This is a genomic window from Nocardia sp. IFM 10818 (genome assembly GCF_054655275.1).
On sequence record NZ_BAAHJH010000001.1, the window covers coordinates 6,844,891 to 6,867,703 of the forward strand.

At 68.6% G+C, this 22,813-nt stretch carries 16 protein-coding genes and 1 pseudogene; 9 read left to right on the plus strand and 8 right to left on the minus strand.

All coding sequences use genetic code 11. The annotated features are described in order from the left end of the window. Positions 1-20 precede the first annotated feature (20 nt). From ACYQ5L_RS31705 to ACYQ5L_RS31715, 3 genes are all read left to right on the plus strand, one after another. Positions 21-2,246, plus strand: a complete 2,226-nt coding sequence (locus ACYQ5L_RS31705; RefSeq protein WP_459963606.1) for a DUF5682 family protein — start codon at positions 21-23, stop codon at positions 2,244-2,246. 97 nt (positions 2,247-2,343) lie between these two features. Further along, a complete protein-coding gene (locus tag ACYQ5L_RS31710; protein ID WP_459961871.1) occupies positions 2,344-3,513 on the plus strand; it encodes a VWA domain-containing protein in 1,170 nt (389 codons plus the stop codon). A gap of 151 nt (positions 3,514-3,664) precedes the next feature. Further along, positions 3,665-4,891, plus strand: coding sequence for a serine/threonine-protein kinase (locus tag ACYQ5L_RS31715; protein ID WP_459961872.1), 1,227 nt, complete (start codon positions 3,665-3,667; stop codon positions 4,889-4,891). Positions 4,892-4,992: 101 nt separating this feature from the next. On the opposite strand, the gene ACYQ5L_RS31720 is transcribed toward ACYQ5L_RS31715, so the two are convergent. From ACYQ5L_RS31720 to ACYQ5L_RS31735, 4 genes are all read right to left on the minus strand, one after another. Beyond that, positions 4,993-7,518 (minus strand): ABC transporter permease, encoded by a 2,526-nt coding sequence (locus ACYQ5L_RS31720; protein ID WP_459961873.1) that lies wholly within the window; start codon positions 7,516-7,518, stop codon positions 4,993-4,995. Next, on the minus strand, positions 7,518-8,291 hold the full coding sequence (locus ACYQ5L_RS31725; RefSeq protein WP_459961874.1) for an ABC transporter ATP-binding protein: 774 nt from the start codon (positions 8,289-8,291) through the stop codon (positions 7,518-7,520). Before ACYQ5L_RS31725 ends, ACYQ5L_RS31720 begins: the two co-directional genes overlap by 1 nt. Positions 8,292-8,443: 152 nt before the next feature. After that, positions 8,444-10,150, minus strand: coding sequence for a serine/threonine-protein kinase (locus tag ACYQ5L_RS31730; RefSeq protein WP_459961875.1), 1,707 nt, complete (start codon positions 10,148-10,150; stop codon positions 8,444-8,446). A 61-nt stretch (positions 10,151-10,211) separates the two neighbouring features. Beyond that, positions 10,212-12,038, minus strand: a complete 1,827-nt coding sequence (locus tag ACYQ5L_RS31735) for a serine/threonine-protein kinase (protein ID WP_459961876.1) — start codon at positions 12,036-12,038, stop codon at positions 10,212-10,214. Positions 12,039-12,375: 337 nt separating this feature from the next. Here ACYQ5L_RS31735 and ACYQ5L_RS31740 point away from each other — a divergent pair, with 337 nt between their 5' ends. The 4 genes from ACYQ5L_RS31740 (at position 12,376) to ACYQ5L_RS31755 (ending at position 16,479) form a co-directional block, all read left to right on the plus strand. Further along, positions 12,376-13,146 carry a deoxyribonuclease IV gene (locus tag ACYQ5L_RS31740; protein WP_459961877.1) on the plus strand — a complete coding sequence of 257 codons (771 nt, stop codon included), beginning with the start codon at positions 12,376-12,378 and terminating at the stop codon, positions 13,144-13,146. Positions 13,147-13,237: 91 nt separating this feature from the next. After that, positions 13,238-14,167 carry a TauD/TfdA dioxygenase family protein gene (locus ACYQ5L_RS31745; protein ID WP_459961878.1) on the plus strand — a complete coding sequence of 310 codons (930 nt, stop codon included), beginning with the start codon at positions 13,238-13,240 and terminating at the stop codon, positions 14,165-14,167. A 111-nt stretch (positions 14,168-14,278) separates the two neighbouring features. Beyond that, positions 14,279-15,496, plus strand: coding sequence for a CaiB/BaiF CoA transferase family protein (locus ACYQ5L_RS31750; protein WP_459961879.1), 1,218 nt, complete (start codon positions 14,279-14,281; stop codon positions 15,494-15,496). Then, positions 15,493-16,479, plus strand: a complete 987-nt coding sequence (locus tag ACYQ5L_RS31755; RefSeq protein ID WP_459961880.1) for a beta/alpha barrel domain-containing protein — start codon at positions 15,493-15,495, stop codon at positions 16,477-16,479. The genes ACYQ5L_RS31750 and ACYQ5L_RS31755 overlap by 4 nt, the downstream gene beginning before the upstream one ends. A 48-nt stretch (positions 16,480-16,527) precedes the next feature. Here ACYQ5L_RS31755 and ACYQ5L_RS31760 read toward each other — a convergent pair whose 3' ends face one another. After that, a complete protein-coding gene (locus ACYQ5L_RS31760; RefSeq protein ID WP_379204729.1) occupies positions 16,528-16,800 on the minus strand; it encodes a hypothetical protein in 273 nt (90 codons plus the stop codon). 281 nt (positions 16,801-17,081) lie between these two features. On the opposite strand from ACYQ5L_RS31760, the gene ACYQ5L_RS31765 reads away from it, so the two are divergent. Beyond that, positions 17,082-17,609 (plus strand): hypothetical protein, encoded by a 528-nt coding sequence (locus ACYQ5L_RS31765; RefSeq protein WP_459961881.1) that lies wholly within the window; start codon positions 17,082-17,084, stop codon positions 17,607-17,609. 15 nt (positions 17,610-17,624) lie between these two features. Here the strand turns inward: ACYQ5L_RS31765 and ACYQ5L_RS31770 are convergent. Both ACYQ5L_RS31770 and ACYQ5L_RS31775 read right to left on the minus strand, forming a co-directional pair. After that, positions 17,625-18,751 (minus strand): annotated as a pseudogene (locus ACYQ5L_RS31770) (acyl-CoA dehydrogenase family protein). A 9-nt stretch (positions 18,752-18,760) separates the two neighbouring features. Continuing rightward, positions 18,761-19,930, minus strand: coding sequence for an acyl-CoA dehydrogenase family protein (locus ACYQ5L_RS31775; RefSeq protein ID WP_459961882.1), 1,170 nt, complete (start codon positions 19,928-19,930; stop codon positions 18,761-18,763). A gap of 214 nt (positions 19,931-20,144) precedes the next feature. On the opposite strand from ACYQ5L_RS31775, the gene ACYQ5L_RS31780 reads away from it, so the two are divergent. Then, positions 20,145-20,834 (plus strand): hypothetical protein, encoded by a 690-nt coding sequence (locus tag ACYQ5L_RS31780; RefSeq protein ID WP_459961883.1) that lies wholly within the window; start codon positions 20,145-20,147, stop codon positions 20,832-20,834. 66 nt (positions 20,835-20,900) lie between these two features. Here the strand turns inward: ACYQ5L_RS31780 and ACYQ5L_RS31785 are convergent, their stop codons facing one another. Further along, positions 20,901-22,694, minus strand: a complete 1,794-nt coding sequence (locus tag ACYQ5L_RS31785) for a DEAD/DEAH box helicase (protein ID WP_459961884.1) — start codon at positions 22,692-22,694, stop codon at positions 20,901-20,903. Positions 22,695-22,813 lie beyond the last annotated feature (119 nt).

Genomic DNA, 22,813 nt, shown 5'->3' on the forward strand with positions numbered 1-22,813 from the left:
CAGCATCGCGAAGCGATTCCATGAGGGGTGGCGGCCGGGCGACGGGTGGGCGCTCTGCGCACACGACCGCGGGGGCGGAGACCCGGATCTTCGGGATTCGCCACCACGGGCCGGGCTCGGCGCGCTCGCTGCGCCTGGCGCTGGAAAAGTTCGGTCCCGATGCGATTCTCATCGAAGGTCCGGCCGATGCGGATCCGCTCATCGATTACGTCGCCGCCGATGGGATGGAGCCGCCGGTCGCGCTGCTCGGCTATCAGCCGGATCAGCCCGCGAAGGCCGCCATGTGGCCCTTCGCCATGTTCTCGCCCGAATGGCAGGCGCTGCGCTATGCGGCGGAGAACGCTGTGCCCGCACGGTTTTTCGATCTGCCGGCGGCGGTGACCCTCGCCCTGGACAGCGAGCCCGGCGACGGCTCCGATCCGCTGGCCGAGCTGGCCGCGGCCGGCGGTTACGACGATGCCGAGCGCTGGTGGGACGCCATTGTCGAATCCGCCTCCGACGCCGATATCTTCGATGCCGTCAACGAGGCCATGACCGCGCTGCGCGAGACCGCCGACATCGATGCGCACACGCTGCGGCGTGAGGCGTACATGCGGCAGGTCATGCGGAAGACGGTGAAGGACGGCGTACAACGGCTCGCCGTGGTGTGCGGCGCCTGGCACGGCCCGGCGCTGTCGGGCGCGCTCGGGCCGGCGGCGGCGGACGCCCGGATCCTGAAGGGGCTGCCCACGGGCAAGGCCACCGTGACCTGGGTGCCGTGGACGCATTCCCGGCTGTCCAGCGCCTCCGGTTACGGGGCGGGGATCACCTCACCGGGCTGGTATCACCACCTGTTCACCGTGACCGAGCAGCCCATAGCCCGCTGGCTCACCAGGGTGGCCGGGGTGCTGCGGGCGCACGATCTGCCGGTGTCGAGTGCGCACATCATCGAATCGGTCCGGCTCGCCGACACGCTCGCCACCCTGCGCGAGCGTCCGCTGGCGGGCCTGTCCGAGGTGACCGAGGCGACGCGGGCGGTGCTGTGCGACGGTGACGAGACCATGCTGCGGCTGGTCAGCACCGAACTCGTGGTGGGCGAGGCCATGGGCGCGGTGCCCGACGGCACGCCGACCGTGCCGCTGGAAGCGGATCTGCGCGCGCAGATCAAGACGCTGCGGCTCAAACAACAGGCCCTGGAGAAGCAGCTCGACCTGGATCTGCGCACCGACGGCGGTGTGGCGAGATCCCGGCTGCTGCACCGGCTCCGGCTGCTCGGCATCGACTGGGGGCGGCTCACCGACAGCCAGGTGCGCAATACCGGCACCTTCCGGGAGACCTGGACGCTGCAATGGCGTCCGGAGCTCGCGGTCGCCGTGGTGGAGGCGGCGCGCTGGGGCACCACCCTGCAGACCGCCGCCGAGGCCAAGATCCTCGATCTGGTCTCCGCGCCCGACGCCACGGTGGGTCAGGTCGCCGGAGCGCTGGAAGCGGCCCTGCTCGCCGATCTGGGCGGCGCGACCGACGGTCTCCTCACCCGCCTGGAATCCGTTGCGGCCCTGGATCACGACGTCACCCACCTGCTGGCGGCGCTCCCCGGGGTGCTGCGCACCCTCCGCTACGGCGATGTGCGCGGCACCGACACCGCGGCGCTCACCCGGGTCGCCGACAGCCTGCTGGTCCGCGGTTGCGCGGGCCTGCCGGGTGCGGTCACCGGCCTCGACGGCGATGCGGCCGCCGCGCTCCGCGCCCTGATCGACGCCGTCCACCTGGCGCTGTCGGCCCGCAACGACGAATGGGCCACCACCACTTGGCTATCCGCCCTGCAGGGCCTGGCCGATCGTGACGATGTGCACGGCGGCCTATCCGGCCGCGCCGTCCGCCTGCTCTGCGATGCCGAACGCATCGATGCGGCCGAATCCGCCCGCCGGCTCTCGGCCGCCCTCTCGGTGGGCCGCACCGCCGCCGACAAGGCCGCCTGGATCGACGGCTTCCTCGGTGGCCGCGGCCTGCTCCTGGTCCACGACCGGAACCTGCTGTCCCTCATCGACACCTGGCTGCGCGGCCTGGCCGAAGACCAGTTCGTCACCACCCTCCCGCTGCTGCGCCGCACCTTCGGAGCCTTCGACTCCGGTGAGCGCCAGGCCATCGGCCAAGCCGTACGCCATGGCGCGCCAAGGCAATCCGGCTCGACGGCAACCAGCGATTACGACGCCATCCGCGGTGAGATCGCCCTGCGCGCGGCCGCCGAGATCCTGGGCGTGGCCTGATGCTCGCGTCCGCTCATAGCAATGCACACGACACCGCCCGTGCCGGAGCGGCGTGGATTCAGCGCGGCGAGCGCGCGGGAAATTCGGGAGGAATGGCATGACCGAGATCGACGAGGCGCAGGCGCGCCGCTGGCGACTGGTCTTGGGCGGCGCCGCCGAATCCGGACTGGGTGGACTCGGAGCCGCCGATGATGTGGCCATGGACCGCGCGCTGGGCGCCCTCTACGACTCCGACGGCCAGGGTTCGTCCGGCGGCCGCCGCTCCGGCGGCCTGGGCGGCTCCGCACCCCAGGTCGCCCGCTGGCTCGGCGATATCCGCCGCTACTTTCCCTCCACCGTGGTCGAGGTGATGCAGCGCGACGCCGTCGACCGCCTCAACCTCACCGAACTGCTCCTGGAGCCGGAACTCCTGGAAGCCGTCGAACCCGACGTCCACCTGGTCGGCACCCTGCTCAGCCTCAACCGGGTGATGCCCGAAACCACCAAGGCCACCGCCCGCACGGTCGTGGAGAAAGTGGTCCGCGAAATCGAACGCCGCCTCGCCTCCCGAACCGTGGCCGCCGTCGGCGGCGCCTTGAATCGCGCGGCAAAGGTCTCCCGCCCCAAACTGCGAGACATCGACTGGAACACCACGATCCGCAAGAACCTGGCCAACTACCTCCCCGACCACAAAACCGTCGTCCCCGAACGCCTGGTCGGCTACGGCCGCAAAGCCCAGGCCGTCCGCCGCGACGTGGTCCTCGCCATTGACCAATCCGGCTCCATGGCCGCCAGCGTCGTCTACGCCTCCGTCTTCGGCGCCGTCCTGGCCACCATGCGCTCCCTGAAAACATCCCTGATCGTCTTCGACACCGCGGTGGTCGACCTCACCGACAAACTCTCCGACCCGGTGGACGTCCTCTTCGGCACCCAACTGGGCGGCGGCACCGACATCAACCGAGCCATCGCCTACTCCCAGTCGCTGATCACCCGCCCCGCGGACACCCTCTTCGTCCTCATCTCCGACCTCTACGAAGGCGGCGTCCGAGCCGAAATGCTCCGCCGCATCCGCACCCTGAAAGAATCCGGCGTCCAAGTGGTGGTCCTCCTGGCCCTCTCCGACGAAGGCGCCCCCGCCTACGACCGCGACAACGCCGCCGCCCTCAACGCCCTCGGCGTCCCCGCCTTCGCCTGCACCCCCGACCGCTTCCCCGACCTCCTGGCCGTAGCCCTCGACAAGGGCGACATCACCGCCTGGGCCCACGCCAACGCCGGTCAGGCCACCTAGCCGATGGGCTCATCGATACCGAAACCGCAGGTCGGCGCGCGGTCACCCGCAGACCTCCGCCTCGGACCGGAAAACTGCCCCGGCCGACGCTGATACGCTGCGAGCGGATCTGTCTCGTGGAAACGGGGGCTCGGCTTTGCACCCTGGTGATGTGTTCGCCGGTTACGTCATCGAACGCGAGCTCGGTCGCGGCGGTATGGGGTCGGTGTATCTGGCTCGGCATCCACGGCTGCCGCGGAAGACCGCGTTGAAGTTGCTGAATCAGGAGATGTTCTCCGATGAGGAGATTCGGGCACGGTTCGTTCGGGAGGCCGATCTCGTCGCGCAGCTCGATCACCCGAATATCGTCACGGTGTACGACCGGGGGTCGGAGGGGGAGCAGCTGTGGATCTCCATGCAGTACATCGATGGGGTGAATGCTTCGGCGGTTAGTCCGGGAACGCTGCCGCCCATGCGGGCGGCGCAGATCATCGGGGAGACGGCGAAGGCGCTGGATTACGCGCACGGGCGGGGGGTGCTGCATCGGGATGTGAAGCCGGCGAACATTCTGCTGGCGCGGTCCTCGGCGGGGGCCAGCGGGGAGCGGGTGTATCTCACCGACTTCGGGATCGCGCGGTTGCGGGACGATACGGGGCATCTCACGCAGACGGGGACGGTGACCGCGACGCTGGCGTATGCCTCGCCCGAGCAGTTGACCGGGGCGACCATTGACGGGCGGTCGGATCAGTACGCGCTGGCGTGCACCACCTTCCAATTGCTCACGGGGGTGGTGCCGTTCGAGGGGACCAGCCCGGCGGCGGTGATCCGCGGGCATCTGCAGCAGCCGCCGCCACCGGCCACCACCAAGCGGCCGAATCTGCCGCGGGCGATCGACGGGGTGCTGTCGCGGGCGCTGTCCAAGCGGCCGCAGGATCGGTTCCGGTCGTGCACGGAATTCGCGGCGGCGGTGGAACGGGTACTGTCGGCGCCGGCCGCTCCCCCGCGCCCGCCGACGCCGGTGCGGCCGCAGCCCATCGTGCAGCAGCCGCTCGCACCGCCCCGGCCGCCGACACCCGCACGACCGCAACCGGTGGTGCCGCCCGCGCAATCCGCACCGCGCCCGGTGCCGGGGACCGGGCCGGGTTATCCCAATCCGTCACCGGTGCCGTCCTATTCGACGCCGCCGCCCGGTCCCGGACCGGTGTACAAAGCGCCGCCACCGAATTCGGGTCCGGGCTACCCGACCCCGGCGTACACGAATCGGCCGACGCCGCCGCCGGCGTACCGTCCACAGCCACAACCGCAGCAGAGTTCGGCGCCCGTCGGATTGATCATCGCCGGTGTCACCGCGGTGATCATCATCCTGATCATCGCGGGCGCGGTCATCCTGGCCCGCTGACGGCGAACCTCAAACGACGGCCGGCCGGTCACCCAGGTGGTGACCGGCCGGCCGTTTCCGTGTGTGCGGCAGTCGATTACAGATCGGCCGCCACCTGGCGATCAGAGATCGGCGATGGCCGCCAGCGGGGGCGTCCGCGCGGCGCGCACCGCCGGCCAGAGCGCGGCGAGCACGCCCACGATGCCGGAGCAGACGAGCATGAGCACGATCTGGCCCCACGGCACCGTGATCTGCTCCAGCCCCAGATCCCGTAGCGTGCGCAGGAATCCGACGCCCAGCCCCAGGCCCAGCACCACGCCGATGACCGCGCCGAAGATGGCGATGAGCATGGACTCCAGGTAGATGGTGCGCCGCACCTGCGGCCGCTGCATGCCCACCGCGCGCAGCATGCCGATCTCCCGGCGGCGTTCCACCACCGACAGCGCCAGGGTATTGACGATGCCGAGAATGGCGATCACCACCGCCAGCGCCAGCAATCCGTAGAGGATGGCGAGCATGGTGTTGATCTGCTGGCCCTGCGCGCCCTTGAAGTCCTCCCGATCCTGCACCTGCACGATCGCATAGGGCTCCATGGCCTTTTCCAGATCGGTGCGCATGGCGGACAGATCCGCACCGGACTGCGCGGTGATCAGCACCAGGAAGTTGGTGCGGAAATTGACCGGCATCACCTGGTTGTACAGCGCCATGGGCGCGACCAGCGGCCCCAGCAGCTGGGTGTCCTTGTAGACGCCGTTCACGGTGACCTGGTACTTCTTATTGTCCAGGCTGGTCACCTCGACGGTTTGGCCGACCTTCCAGTTCCGCTCGCCCGCAACGGTTTCCGACACCATGATGCCGTTGTCGCCGAGCTGATCGCTGCCCTGCAGGATGTCGTAGCTGAGCACCTGATCCAGCGGCCCCTCCGGCACGGTGCCGAACACCTGATCGTCACCGACCTTCAGCGCCACCGCGTGCAGCGGCACCACATCCCGCACGCCCTCGATGCCCTCGACCGCGGGCCCCGCCGCCAGCGGCACGCCGATGAAGCTGTTGGGCGGCCCGGCCAGGATGTAGTCGGCCTTCACGCCCTTGTCCACGAGTTCCCCGACGCTGGCCTTGGCGGATGCGCCGAGCATGCCGATGGCCGACACCAGCATGAGCCCGAGCGTGAGCGCGAAAGCCGTTGCGGCGGTGCGGCGCGGATTGCGGTGGGCATTGTTGCGCGCCATCCGCCCGACCGGCCCGAACGGCCTGGTGAGCCAGCCGAGCGCGCCGAGAATCGGCCGCGACAAGGCCGGGGAGGCGAACAGCACCGCGAAAATCAGTGCCAGCGCGCCGATTCCGACGGTGAGCGCGGCATTGCCGCCGGTATTGCGCGCCCCCAGCACCACCAGCACCACGCCCGCGACGGCCAGCACCGCACCGGCAATGGTGCGCAGCCACAGCGATTCCCCGTGCGATCCGAGTTCGGAGCGCATGGCCTCCACCGGCGGAATGGTCGCCGCCCGCCGCGCGGGAGCGTAGGCGCTGATCACGGTCACCAGCACGCCGACCAGCATGCCCACCACAATGGTGCGCGGCTGCACCGACATGGATCCGGTGGGCAGCCCGAGATCGAAGGCGTTGAGCAGCGCCGAGAGCCCGAAGGCCAGGCCGACGCCGGCCACGAGTCCCAGTGCGCTGCCGATGATTCCGATCACGGTCGCCTCGGCCACCACCGATGCGCCCACCTGCCCGCGGCTCGCGCCGACGGCCCGCAGCAGCGCCAGTTCCCGCAGCCGCTGCGCGACCAGCATGGAGAAGGTGTTGTAGATGATGAAGGTGCCGACGATCAGCGCGATGGAGCCGAAGGCGAGCAGGAAATAGTTGATGAACTTGAGCGCATCACCCACCTGCTTCTTCATGTCCTCGCGCACCTGGTCGCCGTTCTGCACCTTGAATCCCGGTACCGCCTTGGCGATCTCGTCGCGCAGTGCGTCCGGCTCCACACCGGGTTTCGCGGCGATATCGACATAGGCGACATGCGACCCGTCGGTGAACAGCTGCCGCGCCTGGGTGTCGTCGAACAGCACATTGATGAATCCGCCGGTATTGCCGGGCAGTTCGTAGATGCCGGAGATGGTGACGTCGATATTGCCCTTGGACGGGATCAGCACCTTGGTGGTGTCGCCGACGTGCAGCCCGGCCCGGTCCGCGCCGCCCTGGTTGATGGCGACCTCACCGGCCTTGCCGGGCGGCACGCCCTCGATGAACTTGTCGGGTTCGGCGATCGCCTTGTCCGGCGGCAGATACGAGACGCCGAAGCTGGGCGCCCCGCCCGTCTGCACCGCCTTGCCGTCCTCGAGCAGCACAATGGGCCCGGTCACGCTGGGCGCGACCGCCCGCACGCCGTCCATGGCCGCGATCTTCTCCACATCGGAGTTCGGAACGCCCAGGGACTGGCGCTCTTTCGGCTGCACCCGCACGTCGACGCCCTGGGCCTGATTGGCGAAGATGCCGTCGAAGGTGCGCTGCAGCGTATCGGTGAAGACGAAAGATCCTGCGATGAAGGCGGTTCCGAGCACCACCGAGAGCAGGGTGAGCGCCAGTCGCACCTTGTGCGCGGCGAGATTGCGCAAGACCACCTTGCGCATCGGTTTACCGGACATCAGACGGTCTCCAGCGACTTCATCTTGTCGAGCACGGATTCGGCGGTGGGCGAACGCAACTCGTCGACAATCCGGCCGTCGGCCAGGAACACCACGCGATCGGCGTAGGAGGCCGCCCTCGGATCGTGCGTCACGATCACCACGGTCTGCCCGAACTCGTCGACGGCGGCGCGCAGGATATTGAGCACCTCGCCGGAGGAGTGCGAATCCAGATTGCCGGTCGGCTCGTCACCGAAGATGATGTCCGGCTTGCCGGCCAGCGCCCGCGCGCAGGCGACGCGCTGCTGCTGGCCGCCGGAGAGCTCACTCGGGGTGTGGGTGAGCCGGTCGCCCAGTCCGAGCCGCTTGATCACCGTGGACAGCCACTCCTCATCGGCCTTGCGGCCCGCGATATCCAGCGGCAGCGTGATGTTCTCCAGCGCGGTCAGCGTGGGCACCAGATTGAACGCCTGGAACACGAACCCGATGCGGTCGCGCCGCAGCTTGGTCATCTGCTTGTCGGAGAGCTTGGTGAGATCGGTGTCGCCGATGTGCACGGTGCCGGAGGTGGCCGCGTCCAGCCCGGCCAGGCAGTGCATGAGCGTCGACTTCCCGGAGCCCGACGGGCCCATGATGGCGGTGAACTCGCCCCTCACGAACTCGGCTGTCACCCCTGCCAAGGCCTGGACCCGGGTATCGCCCGATCCGTAGGTCTTCATCAGTTCGGTCGCCCGCGCGGCGACCTCGGCCGTGCCCTTGTCGAGGGTGACGGAGTCCGAGACGTTCGAAGTCATGATGTCCAGTGTGTCGAGGATGGGGGACCCGCGCCATCCGGGATGTCCCGGATCCATGCACCCTCATAGAGTCCACACAAAGAGTGATCGCGCGGCGGCCGGTGCCGCCGCGCGATGACCGCGGATGACAGGTAGCGCGAGATCGGGTGGGTTCAGCCGACCGGGGCGTTGTTCCACCAGTGCAGGAACTCGGCTTCGGTGGCGAGGTAGCCGGCGCTGTACATGAGAATCACGTCGCGGCCCGTACCCTCGAAGGCCGTCACCATGCGCGGCCGATCCTCCGCACTGCCGCTGATCAGGTAGTTCGTGTAGGTGTGCCCATCGATCGTGACGGTGGACGAGGTGTTCGCCGGTAGCGCGGCCAGCGCCGCCTGCGCGTCGGCGGCCGACGGGTAGAGCAGGAACCGATAGGCCGCCTTGCTGTTGGCGCCGAAGCAGCTCCACACCGTGCGCCAGTTCCCCAGCCCCGGATCGTCGTCGCCGGTCGAGGGCGGCGGCTGATCCTGGCCGTAGGTCGAGCACCCGGCGTTCTGATACCCGGACCCGGAATTGAAGCTCAGCGCCGGATCCGGATCGGGCGGCAGCATGTCCGGGAAGAGGGTGGTCAGCGTCAGCGCATCCGCGCCCTGCTGTGCGGTCGGCCCGGCCGCCGGGCTCGCATCGGTGGTGGGCGGCGGCGCGATCGAGGGCTCTGTTGTCTCCGCGGGCGGAGTCTCGGGCACGGTCACCGTCGGCGAGTTGTTCCCGGACGTCCGGTCGATCAGCGCGAGGCAGCCGGCCAGCGCGAGAATCGGCAGGAATACGACGGCCACGATCACCAGCAGGCACCCGCGCGTCCGCGACTTGCGCTTCGGCGGCACCGCCGGGCGCGGCGGGGCTTGGGTTCCATTCGGCGCGAAATGCGGTCCGTTCGGACTGGGAAAGGCTCCATTCGGCACGGATTGCGAACCGACCGTCGGCGCATACGGACTTGCCGCGACGATGGGCTGCCCGGTCGGCGGCACGGGCTGCGCGGCGATCGGATGCCCGCCGGAGCCCAGCAGCGCCTGCCGCGCCGCCGTCGCGAACTCGGTGCACGAATCGAATCGCGCCGCCGGATGCTTCGCCATGGCCCGGGCCAGGACGGCGTCCAGGGCGGGCGGCAGCCCCGCGCGCAGGGCGCTCGCCGCCGGCGGCGGGTCGTAGAGGTGCCCGCGGATGGCCGCGCCCGGATTGGTGGCGGCGAAGGGCACGGCGCCGGTCAGCAGCCGGAACAGCGTGCAGGCCAGGGAGTACTGGTCGCAGCGGTGGTCCAGCGGCAGATCCGAGAGTTGTTCCGGCGCCGCGTAGGACAGTGTCGCGGTGAAGGATCCGGTCCGGGTGAGCTTGACCGATTCCTCCAGCAGCCGGGCGATGCCGAAGTCCGCCAGGAAGACCCGATCCTCGCCGTCATCGTGTTCCAGCAGGATGTTCGCCGGTTTCACATCGCGGTGCAGCACGCCCTTGCGATGCGCGTAGTCCAGCGCCTGCGCGGTCTCGGCAATGATCCGGACGGCTTGCAGCGGCGGCAGATTCGCGGCGTCGAGCTCGGCCGCATCGGGACCGTCGATGTAGCGCATGGAGATCCATAGCTGATCGTCCTCGACGCCGCGATCGTAGATCGGCACGATGCGCGGATGCTCCAGCCGCGCGACCACGTCGGCTTCGCGTTCGAATCGGGAACGGATCTCCTTGTCCCCGAACAGCTCCCGGTTCAGCAGCTTGAGCGCGGTGCGCCGCGGCAGGCGCGGGTGCTGCGCCAGATACACCGCACCCATGCCGCCGCGGCCGAGTGCGCGCTCGATGCGGTAACCGGCGAAAACCTCACCGCTGCGCAGCAAACCGGACCCCGGTCGATACCTCGTTCAGTGTCGATACCTCGTTCGGTGGCAACTCCGGACCTCAGTTCAGCGGCGCCGACCGCCACCAGCGCAGCACCTCGTCCATGCTGCCCACCACGCCGTCGGTGTACATGAGGTACTGGGTGCGGTCGCCGTCACCGGTGAAGACGGTGACCATGCGCGGCCGGGACAGATCGGTGAACTGGTAGTTGGTGTAGGTCTTGCCGCCATTGGTGTCATTGGACTCGGTGTCGGCGGTCAGGCCGTTCACCGCCGACTGCAGATCGGCCGCCGAATCGTAGGCGTAGAAGCGGTAGAACGGATCCGCGTTGTCCCCGCCGCCGAAGCAGCGCCACTGCACGGCCCAGTTCCCGAAGTCGGGCTCGCCCTCGGACTTGTCCGGCGGGCTGCTGTAGTCGGCGGTCCAGCAGGTCGCGCTGTTGTAGCCGACATCGCCGGTGGTGGAGGCCGGCAGCATGCGCGGGAATTCGGTGATGAGGGTGTCCGCGCTGACCGGCTTGTTGGCGACCGAGGTGGTGGTCGGCGACGCCGTCGTGGTCCCGCCGCCTCCGCCGCCGCTGCCGCCGCCGGCGGCGACCACCACCACGACGGCCACGATGACCAGCACCAGCACGCCGAGAATGGCGCCGATGATCAATCCGGTATTGGATTTACCGCCCTGCGGCCCGGGGTGATAGCCCTGCCCCATCGGCGCTCCCGGCGGACCGGACGGCGGCGGACCGGACGGGGTGTTGAACGAGTACGCGCCGGGCGGCGCCGTGTACTGATTCGTGGGATTCCCGGCGTAGGTATTGGCCACCGGTTGCGGCGGCGGCGTGGCGGTGTTCACCGCGGTCTGATACGCGTTCGGCGCGGCATGCCGCGGCCCCGAGGTCTGCACGGGACCACCGGTCGGCATCTGGCCGACGGGCATACCGGACATGGACGGCCCGGGCATGGGCTGCCCCACCGTCGGATTCGGCCCGGCGGTGTGCCCCATGACCGGCATGGGCGGCGCGGTGCGCGGATTCACCAGCGGCAGCACCGGCGAGCTGGGCGAGGCCAGCGCGCGCCGGGCCGCGGCGGCGAAATCGCTGCAGCTGTCGAATCGCTCCTCCGGCCGCTTGGCCATGGCCTTGGCCAGCACGGCGTCCAGTCCGACCGGCAGGCCCGGGCGGGCGCTGCTCAGCGGCGGCGGCGGATTCTGCAGATGGCCCTGGATGACCGCGGCCGGATTGGTGGCCGAGAACGGCCCGGCCCCGGTGAACAGCCAGAACAGGGTGCAGGCCAGCGAGTACTGGTCCGAGCGCCCGTCCAGCGCGGAGCCGGTCAGCTGTTCCGGGGAGGCGTAGGCCAGGGTGGCGGTGAAGGTGCCGGTCTGGGTGAGATGGGTGCTCTCGTCGCGCAGCCGGGCAATGCCGAAGTCGGTGAGGTAGACGCGTTCGCCCTTACCGCCGGTGGAGCGGGCCAGCATGATGTTGGCCGGTTTCACGTCGCGGTGCAGCACCTGGTTGCGGTGCGCGTAGTCCAGCGCGTCGGCGGTCTCGGCGATGATCTGCACGGCGCGTTCGGGCGGCAGGCTCTGCGGGTTCACGCTGGCGGCGTCGACGCCGTCGATGTACTGCATGGAGATCCACAGCTGCCCGTCCTCGAGCCCGCGGTCGTAGACGGTGACGATATTGTGGTGGTCGAGCTGGGCGACCAGATCCGCCTCGCGTTCGAAGCGGGCGCGAATCTCCTTGTCGAAGACCATCTCCCGATTCAGCAGTTTGAGCGCCGTCATCCGGGGCAGGCGTGGATGTTTGGCCAGGTACACCGAACCCATACCACCGCGGCCCAGCTGCCGCTCGATGACATACCCGGCGAAAACGTCACCGTTGGACAGCATGACTTGCTCCCACTTCCCACATCGCGCACCGGGACCCACCGGGGCGTGACATACCGCAAACGATCGGCGTGATCGCGCTCGGGCCGATCCGGAAAACACCAGAACCATAGCAGGGGGCGTGCGCCGCCGTGGTCACGTCGCGGGGGCGGCCGGTGCCGTTGGCCAGCAAGTCGATTCACCCCCTGATCGGGCCGAGTTCGGATTCTTTACCCACCTATCTATTCGCATCGCGCTTACGCAACACTGAACGATCTCTTGTAAATGGACACCGCATGGCCTGGTGTAAACGAAGCGTGACCCATGTCTCTTGTCGGAGGGCAGCGATAGGGTGGCAGCCATGCGCATCGGAGCTCACGTACGCAACGACAGTGATCCCATCGGGGCCGGCGAGAAGCTCGGCGCCGATGTCGTCCAGATGTTCGTGGTGGATCCGCAGAGCTGGGAGAAGCCCAAGCCGCATCCGCTGGCCGCGGAGATCAAGGCCAGCCCGATCGACGTGGTGGTGCACTCCTCCTATCAGATCAATGTGGCCAGCCTGAACAACCGGCTGCGCATGCCCTCGCGCAATGCGGTGGCGCTGCAGGCGCAGGCCGCGGCCGAGCTGGGGGCGTTCGGGCTGGTGGTGCACGGCGGGCACGTGCGCTCCGACGAGGAGATCGTCGAGGGGATCCTGAACTGGCGCAAGCTGTTCCAGCGGCAGGAGGACAAGGGCGGGTTCGCGGTGCCCATTCTCATCGAGAACACCGCGGGCGGCAATCACGCCATGGCACGGCATTTCGACGATATCGCCCGGCTCTGGGAGGCGGTCGGCGATTTCGGGGCCGGGTTCTGCCTGGACACCTGCCATGCCTGGGCCGGCGGGGAGGAGCTGCTCGGGGTGGTGGAGCGGATCAAGGCCATTACCGGCCGCATCGATCTGGTGCACCTGAACTCCTCGCGCGACGAGTTCGATTCCGGCGCCGACCGGCATGCCAATCTGGCCGACGGCACCATCGATCCGCAGTTGCTGGTGGAAGTGTGCAAGGCGGTGGACGCGCCCATCGTGCTGGAGACCCCGGCCGACGGCGTGGCCGAGGATCTGGCCTTCCTGCGCGAACAGGTCGGGTAGCGGCTTTCGATCCGGCTGACGCTAAACCTGTCTCACCGGCGGGTCTGCTGGTGTGCTCGGGCTACGCAAACGCTCGAGCGAAAGGCCATGCATGTCCGTCGAATACGCCACCGCCACCGTCGTACAGCTCGGCAGCAAGATCGGGGCCCGCATCGACGGCGTCCGGCTGAGCGGGGACCTGGACTCGGAGACGGTGTCGCTCATCCGCGATGCCCTGCACAAGCACAAGGTGATCTTCTTCCGCGGGCAGGAGCATCTGACCGAGGACGGGCAGTACGAGTTCGCCCAGCTGCTCGGCACGCCGACCACCCCGCATCCGACCGTCACCTCCAAGGGCGTGAAGTCGCTGCCCATCGATTCGGAGTACGGGCGCGCCAATAGCTGGCACACCGATGTCACCTTCGTGGACCGGATCCCGAAGGCGTCCATCCTGCGCGCGGTGCATCTGCCGTCCTATGGCGGGTCCACCACCTGGGCGTCCACCGTGGCCGCCTACGACGCCCTGCCCGCACCGTTGAAAGTGCTGGTGGAGAACCTGCGCGCCCGCCACACCAATGCCTACGACTACGCCGCCGACCGCACCGACTCGGTATCGGAGAACGCCAAGGGCAAGGCGTACCGCGAGGAGTTCGAGTCCAGCTACTACGAAACCGAGCATCCGGTGGTGCGCGTGCATCCGGTGACCGGCGAACGCGCACTGCTGCTGGGGCATTTCGTGAAGAACTTCGTCGGCCTCACCACCGCCGAATCGCAGACCCTGTTCCAGCTGTTGCAGTACCGGGTGACCAAGCTGGAGAACACCACCCGCTGGAACTGGCAGCCGGGCGATGTCGCCATCTGGGACAACCGCGCCACCCAGCACTACGCCGTCGACGACTACGACGGCCAGCCGCGGCGGCTGACCCGCATCACCCTGGCCGGCGATGTGCCGGTCGGCGTGCACGGTGACGAGAGCACCGTTATCAGCGGCAATGCCGAGCATTACTCGATCATCGAGGAGGTCGCGCCGCGCGCGGCATGATGGAGGCATCCCCCGGCCCGCGGTGCTCTTGCGCGCATCGCGACCGGGGGTCCGGGGCCGGTGCGGCGGACACCCTCTCGACCGTCGCATCGGCCGCTATCGTTCAACCTTGTGAGCAACGAGATCAGACCGCTCGACGGGGTGCGGGTGCTGGAGTTGGGCAATTACGTGGCCGCGCCGACCGCGGGGCGGATTCTCGGCGACTTCGGGGCCGAAGTCATCAAGGTGGAACGCCCGAAAACCGGTGACGAGCTGCGGAATTGGCGGCTCTACGGCGGGGACACCTCGATGCTGTACCGGACCGTGAACCGGAACAAGAAGTCGATCACGCTGGATCTGCGCACCGAGGCCGGGCGCGGGATCGTGCTGAAACTGCTCGAGCAGTGCGATGTGCTGCTGGAGAACTTCCGGCCCGGCATGCTGGAGAAGTGGGGGCTCGGGCCCGAGGTGCTGAACGCGGCCAATCCGAATCTGGTCATCACCCGGATCTCCGCCTACGGGCAGACCGGTCCGCTGGCGAGCCGGCCCGGGTTCGCGGCGGTCGCCGAGGCGGTCGGCGGGCTGCGGGAACTGGTGGGCGATCCGGATCGGCCGCCGGTGCGGACCGGGGTTTCCATCGGCGACTCGATCGCGGGCATCTATGCCGCTTTCGGCACCGTGATGGCATTGTTCCAGCGCGAACGCGTCGAGCGAGTTCCCTTGGAGCAGCGCATTATCGATGTCGCGCTCAATGAGTCGATCCTGTCGGTCATGGAATCGCTGGTCCCCGACCATCTCGCCTACGGCATCAATCGGGAGCGGGTGGGCGGGCGAATGGAGGGCATCGCGCCCAGCAATGCGTACCCGACCAGTGACGGGTTCAGCATTATCATCGGCGGGAACGGCGATGCCATTTTCCAGCGCTACATGCAGGTCATCGGTCGGCCCGATCTGGCCGCCGACCCGGAGCTGCAAGACAATTGGGGCCGTTGGACCCACCGCGATCGGCTCGATGCCTCGATCGCCGAGTGGACGCGGCGGCACACCCGCGACGAGGCGCTGAAGATTCTCGAGGAGGCCGCCATCCCCTGCGGTCCCATCTACACCGCCGCCGATATCGTGGCCGATGAACAGTACAAAGCGCGCAATATGATTCAGACCTTCCGCGTGGACGTCGGGGAGCCCGAGCCCAAGGAGGTCGGCTTCACCGGCATCGTGCCGGTCATCGGCGGGCAGTCGCTGCCCATCCGCAATGTCGGGCCGGATCTGGGCGAGCACACCCGCGAGGTGCTGTCGGATCTGCTCGGCATGTCCGACAAGGAGATCGACGCGCTGGAGGAGGGCCGATGATCGGGGCATCGCGAAGCGATTCGGTGAGGGGTGGCGGCCGGGCGGCGGGTGGGCCCGCCATCCTGCGCGATGTGACGCTGCGCGACGGGCTGCAGCTCACCGGCAAGGTGCTGCCCACCGAGCGCAAGCTGGAGCTGGTGCGCGAACTGCTGGGGCTGGGCGTGCCGGAGCTGGAGATCGGGTCCATGGCGCGGCCGGATCTGGTGCCGCCCATGGCCAATACCCTGGAGCTGGTGTCGGCGCTGACCCCCGAGGAACTGCGGCGCTGCTGGGTGTGGGTGGCCACGCCCCGGCACGTGGCGAAGGCCGCGGCGGCGGGCGTGCGCAATTTCCAGTACTGCTTCTCGGTCTCCGATGCCCACAACAAGGCCAATATCGGCCGCACCACCGAGGACAGCCTGGCCGCCATGCCGGAGGCCGTGCGCATCGCGCAGGAGGCGGGCGGACGCATTCAGCTCTGTCTGGCAACGGCTTTCACCTGCCCGTTCGACGGGCCGGTGGATCCGGAGCGGGTGCTGGCCATCGCGCGCGATCCGCGCGCGGACGGCTCGGCCGATATCGTGCTCGCCGATACCCTCGGCCAGGCCCATCCCGGTCAGGTGGCCGCGCTGGTGTCCGCGGTCGCCGCCGGAGGCCATTGGGGCACACCGGAACACCGCATCGTCTTCCACGGCCACGACACCTGGGGTATGGGCGTCGCGAACTCGCTGGCAGCCATTGCGGCGGGCGCGGGCGTGGTGGACGGTGCGCTCGGCGGTCTGGGCGGCTGCCCGTTCGCACCCGGCGCGTCCGGGAACACCTCCAGCGAGGATCTGCTCTTCGCCACTCGTCCAGGGTGGTTCACACCGCAGGAATTGGCCGCGCTGGTGCGCATGTCCGAGCATTTGCTGAATGAACTCGGCGAACCCAATCGCTCACGCGCGGCCGAGGGCAGTCGCTCCGAGGCCGAGGCTTTCGAATGGGTTATTCGCACGCCGGAGTGATTTCTTGGCGGCATTGACTCCATGCCGCCAATTCACCGCAATTGTTTGCTAACCAGTTGCTCGATCCGCACGCAACTTCAGCAATACCAGCCCGGCGGTGCACGCGAGAATCAATCCCGCCACGGTGATTTCGACATGTAGGCCGGCGATCCCGAGGACGGCGCCGGTAACCCCACCTAGGAAGATGAGCCACGCGACGGTACGGGCCAGTATTGCCGACCACCGCGACGGCTGTGCGGCCGCGGGTTCCCCGGTCCGCGCGGGCGCGCGCAGCGGAGATGTCGAAAATGCACCCATCATCCACTCCTCGATGACGCTCACCGAATCCGCGCGAATCCGCGGCGCGTCCTTCGGCAAATTTCGAGCGTCTCACGTGTAACTTTGGACACACATTACGGCTCAGCAACGAAAAGTCCATACGACACGTGCGGTCAACACGCTGATTTTACTAATTCGATATCTGAATCATCGCTGTTTGAGATATTTTCGTAGCCCGTTCGTCCGGCCCCCGCTCCCGCCGAACAGACCGACCGCCCGCCTGGCCCCGAGTCACCGCCTCCGTTAGGGTGAGCCCACTCGAGACGAATCAGGAGTGCCACCAAATGCACGGCAGCAACGCCGACGCGGACGAGCGCGGCGCCCTCCCGCTGCGCCGCCTACCCGCCCCGGTCAAGGGCGCGGCCGCCGCAGTAGGCGTAGTGTCGCTCGGCCTCATCCTCATAGGTTCCTGCGGCCTCGGCGGCCAGGACACCTACGTCCCCCCGCCCCCGCTCAACGCCGATCTGCAAGCCGCGCCCAGCATCTCCCGCGCCTCCGGCACCACCACCCCGGCCGTCGTCATCCCACCCTCCCCCACCTGGCGCGTGGCCTCCGGCCCCCTCCCCCGCCGCAGCACCACGCCCCCCTCCACCACGGAATCGGACGCCCCGGAAGACCCGGACGCGAGCGGCACCACCACCGCCCGCACCACCCGCCCCCTCCCCTCCCGCACCACTACGCCGGAGACGACGGCCGAATCCCCCCGCCCCACAACGGAACCCCCGTCGACCACCGCCCCGGAGACCACCCCGCCCACCGTCGAGATCACCGAGCGCCCCATTGCCCCCGGCGGCAACGACGGCCCGGAGTAGTCCCCGGCCCGGCGGTCAGAACTCGACGAGCGTGTAGTCGGGCACTCGGTCCGAGAGGACTCGGAGGTGGTCCAGGTCGCTGCCCGCGGTGCGGGCGATGGCGGTCAGGCGGGCCACGTAGTGGCTGACCGGGTATTCGGTGGTTATGCCCCTATGCCGCCGTGCATTTGAATTGCCTCCTGGCCGATGTGGCGGGCGGAGCGGCCCACCTGGAGGCGGGCCCGGGAGGCGGCCACCGAGTCGAGGGCGCCACCCTCGAGGGCCGCGGTGGCGTAATAGCTCATACTGCGGGCCAGCTCCAGGGAGACGTACATGTTGGCGGCGCGCTGGGTGAGGGTTTGAAATTTCGACAGCGTGACGCCGAACTGTTTGCGGGTCTTCAGGTATTCGGTGGTCAAGCGAAGGGATTCCTCCATGGCGCCCAGGGATTCGGCGCACAGGGACGCCTGAGCCACGGCGGTGGCGGCCGCCAGGGCGGAGTCGGCATCGCCGCCGGAGAGGAGTTCCGCGGGGGCGTCGGTGAACTCGACCTGCGCGCCGCGACGTTCGTCGAAGGTGCGGTAGGGCTTACGGGTGACGCCCGCGGCGTCGGCGGCGATCACGAAGAGACCGGTGCTGCCGTCGGGGAGCTCGGCGCTGACCACGAGATCGTCGGCGCAGTCGCCGTGCGGAACCGGGTTCTTGAGACCGGTCAGGGTGTAGCCGTCGCCGTTCGGAGCGGCGGAAGTGGTGAGTTCGGTTGCGGGCCAGGGGGTTCCGGGCTCTTCATGGGCGAAGGCCAGGAGTTTGGCTCCGGAGAGGACATCGGGGAGGATGCGCCGGCGTTGAGCGGGGGCGCCGGCCTCGGCGATCAAGGTGCCGGGGACGTAGACGGCGTCGAGAATCGGTTCGGGGGCCAGACGGCGGCCTGCCTCTTCGAGGACGACCATCGTCTCCACGGGGCCCGCGCCCACGCCGCCGTCTTCTTCGGCGAAGGGCAGCGCCAGGACGCCCAGGTCGGCCAGCCGGCCCCAGACGTCGCGGCTCCAGCCCAGCTCGCTGTCGAGGATTTTCAGGCGGTTCTCCGGATCGTAGGTCCGCGCCAGCAGGTCCCGGACCGTGTCGCGGAGCATGAGCTGTTCATCGGTGAGATCGAAATCCATGGCGGCGGCTCACAATCCGAGGATGGTGGAGGCGATGATGGTGCGCTGCACCTCGCTGGAGCCTCCGTAGATGGTGGTCTTGCGGTAGTTGAGATAGCCGGGGCCGGTGCGTTGCGCCCAAGCGGGAGAGGCGATGTCGTCGGCGTGAACGGGGAGGGCGTCGGGGCCGGCGATGTCCAGGAGCAGTTCGGTGGCGGCCTGCTGTAGCTCGGAGCCGCGCAGCTTCAGGACCGAGGAGGCCGGATTCGGTTTGCCGTCGGCGGAATTGGAGACCACGCGCATGAGGGTGAGCTCCAGCGCGAGCAGCTCGTTCTCCAGCTCGGCGACGCGGGCGGCGAAGAGCGGATCCTCCAGCAGCGTGCCCGATCCCGAACGGGTCTGGGCCGCATACTCTTTCGCCACGCCCAGCTTGACCTTGGTGCGGCCGACGCCGGTAATGCCGGTGCGCTCGTTGCCGAGCAGGAACTTGGCGTAGGTCCAGCCCATGTTCTCCTCGCCGACCAGCTGATCGGCGGGCACCCGGACATTCTCGAAGAAGACCTCGTTGACCTCGTGATGGCCGTCGATGAGCTTGATCGGGCGGACCGTCACGCCGGGCGACTTCACATCGAAGAGCAGCATCGAGATGCCCGCCTGCTTCTTGGCATTCGGGTCGGTCCGCACCAGGCAGAAGATCCAATCGGCGTACTGCGCCAGGGTGGTCCAGATCTTCTGGCCGTTGACGATGTAGGAGTCGCCGTCGCGCACCGCGGTGGTGCGCAGCGAGGCCAGATCGGATCCGGCGTCGGGCTCGGAAAAGCCCTGGCACCACCAGATGTCGAGGGCCGCGGTCGGCGGCAGGAAGCGCTGCTTGAGCTCCTCGGACCCGAACTGCGCGATGACCGGTCCGATCATCTGCGCGTTGAAGGTGAGCGGTTCGGGCACCGACGCCAGCTGCATCTCGTCTTCCCAGAGGTGCCGCTGCATGGGAGTCCAGTCCTTGCCGCCCCACCGCACCGGCCACTTGGGCGTCGCGAGCCCGTGCTCGTGCAGGATCTTGTGCGTGGTGACGATGTCGTCGCGGGAGAGCTCACGACCGTACTTGACGCGTTCCCGGATCTCGGCGGGGATCGCGGTCCGGTAGAACTCCCGGAGTTCGTCCCGGAATTTCACCTCATCGGCTGACAGGGCAAGCTTCATCGCATCTCCCAACTCGCTGTCGTGTCAACGACAAACTTACTACCCGGTAAGAGGAGCCCTGTCGGCTGGATCACAGTTCCGGACGGGCTCGGCTGACGCCCGCTCCAGCAAACTGGTACGTTGCCGGGAGATCCGGCGCGCTCCTGCGAATTCCGCAGTGTGTCGCACAGCCGGTCGTCGAAATCCGGTATCCGAGTTCGCAGGAGCAGCACGAGTGAACGGCAGGACCCTCTCCCGGCGCGTCGCATCGGTCGCCGCCGTCGCAGCCAGCGCGGCATTGCTCGGCGCGACCACCGCCGCGGCCGAACCGGCCGAACCGGCCAAGTCCCCGCTCGAGATCGCCACCGAGCAGCTCACCGCCGCCGCGGGTGAGAACGCCGAGGCCAAGGCCGCCGTCGAGACCACGGTCAAGGGCGCCCAGCTGATCTCGGCCGCCAAGCTGAGCAATATCGCCTGGACACCGTTCGGCTACCAGGCGCCGACCATTGGCTGCGGCAGCAATATGCCCTTCACCATGACCGTCGCCTCCGCCACCGTGAGCCCGGATCCGGCGATCACCGTGCCGCCCGGCATGCTGCGCTTCCAGGCCACCCCCGCGCACTCCGGCATGCCGCTGGCCTCCGGGCTCAGCGTGGTGTGGCTCAATGTGGCCAATGGCCGCAGTGGGATCAACGGTCTCGACGAATTGACCGAGTACGGCCTGCCCGCCTTGGCCAAGACCGTCGACTCCGGTCCCGGCACCGTGATCGCCACCCTGTGGGGCAGCATCGACTATCCGGCGGCCCGCTGCGCGGTGCTGCCCACGGTCGGCCTGTTCACCGTCCCCGAACCGCCCAAGGACCCCGCGGTCGCGCCGCCGGTCGATTCCGGATCGGGCACGGGTTCCGGCACGCCCGCCAACTGATTTCAGGCAGACGAAAGCCGCGCACCCCGAACCGGGTTGCGCGGCTTTTCGTTCGGAGCCCGAGCGTCAGGCGCGCGGCTTGCGGCGGGTGTCCTGCCGCTTGTGACCACCCTCCCGGCGCGGGGCCCGGCTCATCGAACGCTGTCCGGGCGGGCCCTGATCCAGCTGCAGCTGAATGAGCTGACCGCTGATCCGGGTGCGGCTCAAGGCATTCAGCGTCTCGTTCGACAGATCCGCCGGCAGCTCCACCAGACTGTGGTCCGGGCGGATGCTGATATGCCCGAAGTCGCTCCGGCGTAGGCCGCCCTCATTGGCGATCGCACCCACGATGGCGCCGGGCGCCACCTTGTGCCGCTTGCCCACCGAAATGCGGTAGGTGGCGAGCTCGGCGCCGGTCGCGCGATGCCGCGACGGCTCCCGGCGCTCCCGCGGCCCGCGATCCCGGTCGTCGAACGCGCGCGGCGCCCGCTCCCGGCGTTCCCGGTGCGTCGGCTCCGGATCCGGCTCCATGAAGAAGTTGTCGCCGTCGTGCGATCCGACCGCCAGCGCCGCGGCAATGTCCACCAGCGGAATATTGTGCTCGCGCTCGTAATCCTCGATGAGCTTGCGGAACAGCGGCAGGTTCGCGTTCGCCAGATTCTCGGTGATGGCATCGCCGAACTTGGTCACGCGCTGCGCGTTCACGTCCTCCACACTGGGCAGCTGCATCTCGGTGACCTGCTGGCGGGTGGCGCGCTCGATGGCGTCGAGCAGCCGGCGCTCGCGCGGGGCGACGAACAGCAGCGCGTCACCGCTGCGGCCCGCGCGGCCGGTGCGGCCGATGCGGTGCACATAGGACTCGGTGTCGTGCGGAATGTCGTAGTTCACGACGTGCGAGATGCGTTCCACGTCCAGGCCGCGCGCGGCCACATCGGTGGCGACCAGGATGTCGAGCACGCCCGACTTCAGCTGCCCGATGGTGCGCTCACGCTGCGCCTGCGCGATATCGCCATTGATGGCGGCCGCGGAATACCCACGCGCGCGCAGCTTCTCGGCCAGCTCCTCGGTGGCCTGCTTGGTGCGCACGAAGATGATCATCGCCTCGAAGGACTCGACCTCGAGGATGCGGGTCAGCGCGTCCAGCTTGCGCTGGTAGGACACCTGCACCCAGCGCTGGGTGATATTGGTGTTGGTCGAGGTCTTCGACTTGACCGTGATCTCGACCGGATCCTTCAGATACTGCTTGGAGATCTTGCGGATGGCCGTCGGCATGGTGGCCGAGAACAGCGCCACCTGCTTCGATTCGGGCGTGTCCCGCAGGATGCGCTCCACATCGTCCTGGAAGCCCATCTTCAGCATCTCGTCGGCCTCGTCCAGGACCAGATACTGCAGCTGCGTCAGATCCAGCGTGCCGCGCTCCAGATGGTCGATGACGCGGCCCGGCGTGCCGACCACGACCTGCGCGCCGCGCCGCAGCCCGGACAGCTGCACCGCGTAGTTCTGGCCGCCGTAGATGGGCAGCACGTGCAGGCCCGGAATATGCGCGGAGTAGCGCTGGAACGCCTCGGCCACCTGGATGGCGAGCTCGCGCGTCGGGGCCAGCACCAGCGCCCGCGGCGATTTGCCGGACACTTGCAGCCCCATGAGGATCGGGATGGCGAACGCGGCGGTCTTGCCCGTACCGGTCTGCGCGAGACCCACCACATCCGCGCCGTCGAGCAGCGGCGGAATCGTCGCCGCCTGAATCGGCGACGGCGATTCGTAGCCGACATCGGCGATGGCCCGCAGAATGCGGTCATCGATGCCGAGATCGGCGAAGGACGGGCCGTTCGCGTCCCTCTCGTCGTCGCTGGGAACGCTGTCGGCCGGTGAGGTACTCATTGACCAGGAGTTTACTGCCTGAGCCTGGTCGGTCCGACCATCGGGTGAATACGCTGGACGTCGTGCAATCGGACAACTCGCCCGCCGGACTCGGTCGCACCGAATCCGCCCCGGTCCGC

Excerpts from the sequence above, each read along its gene's own strand:
- ACYQ5L_RS31705 (WP_459963606.1), top strand. The coding sequence starts at position 21 with ATGAGGGGTGGCGGCCGGGCGACGGGTGGGCGCTCTGCGCACACGACC.
- ACYQ5L_RS31710 (WP_459961871.1), top strand. The coding sequence starts at position 2,344 with ATGACCGAGATCGACGAGGCGCAGGCGCGCCGCTGGCGACTGGTCTTG.
- ACYQ5L_RS31720 (WP_459961873.1), bottom strand. The coding sequence starts at position 7,518 with ATGTCCGGTAAACCGATGCGCAAGGTGGTCTTGCGCAATCTCGCCGCG.
- ACYQ5L_RS31725 (WP_459961874.1), bottom strand. The coding sequence starts at position 8,291 with ATGACTTCGAACGTCTCGGACTCCGTCACCCTCGACAAGGGCACGGCC.
- ACYQ5L_RS31735 (WP_459961876.1), bottom strand. The coding sequence starts at position 12,038 with ATGCTGTCCAACGGTGACGTTTTCGCCGGGTATGTCATCGAGCGGCAG.
- ACYQ5L_RS31740 (WP_459961877.1), top strand. The coding sequence starts at position 12,376 with ATGCGCATCGGAGCTCACGTACGCAACGACAGTGATCCCATCGGGGCC.
- ACYQ5L_RS31745 (WP_459961878.1), top strand. The coding sequence starts at position 13,238 with ATGTCCGTCGAATACGCCACCGCCACCGTCGTACAGCTCGGCAGCAAG.
- ACYQ5L_RS31755 (WP_459961880.1), top strand. The coding sequence starts at position 15,493 with ATGATCGGGGCATCGCGAAGCGATTCGGTGAGGGGTGGCGGCCGGGCG.
- ACYQ5L_RS31765 (WP_459961881.1), top strand. The coding sequence starts at position 17,082 with ATGCACGGCAGCAACGCCGACGCGGACGAGCGCGGCGCCCTCCCGCTG.
- ACYQ5L_RS31775 (WP_459961882.1), bottom strand. The coding sequence starts at position 19,930 with ATGAAGCTTGCCCTGTCAGCCGATGAGGTGAAATTCCGGGACGAACTC.
- ACYQ5L_RS31785 (WP_459961884.1), bottom strand. The coding sequence starts at position 22,694 with ATGAGTACCTCACCGGCCGACAGCGTTCCCAGCGACGACGAGAGGGAC.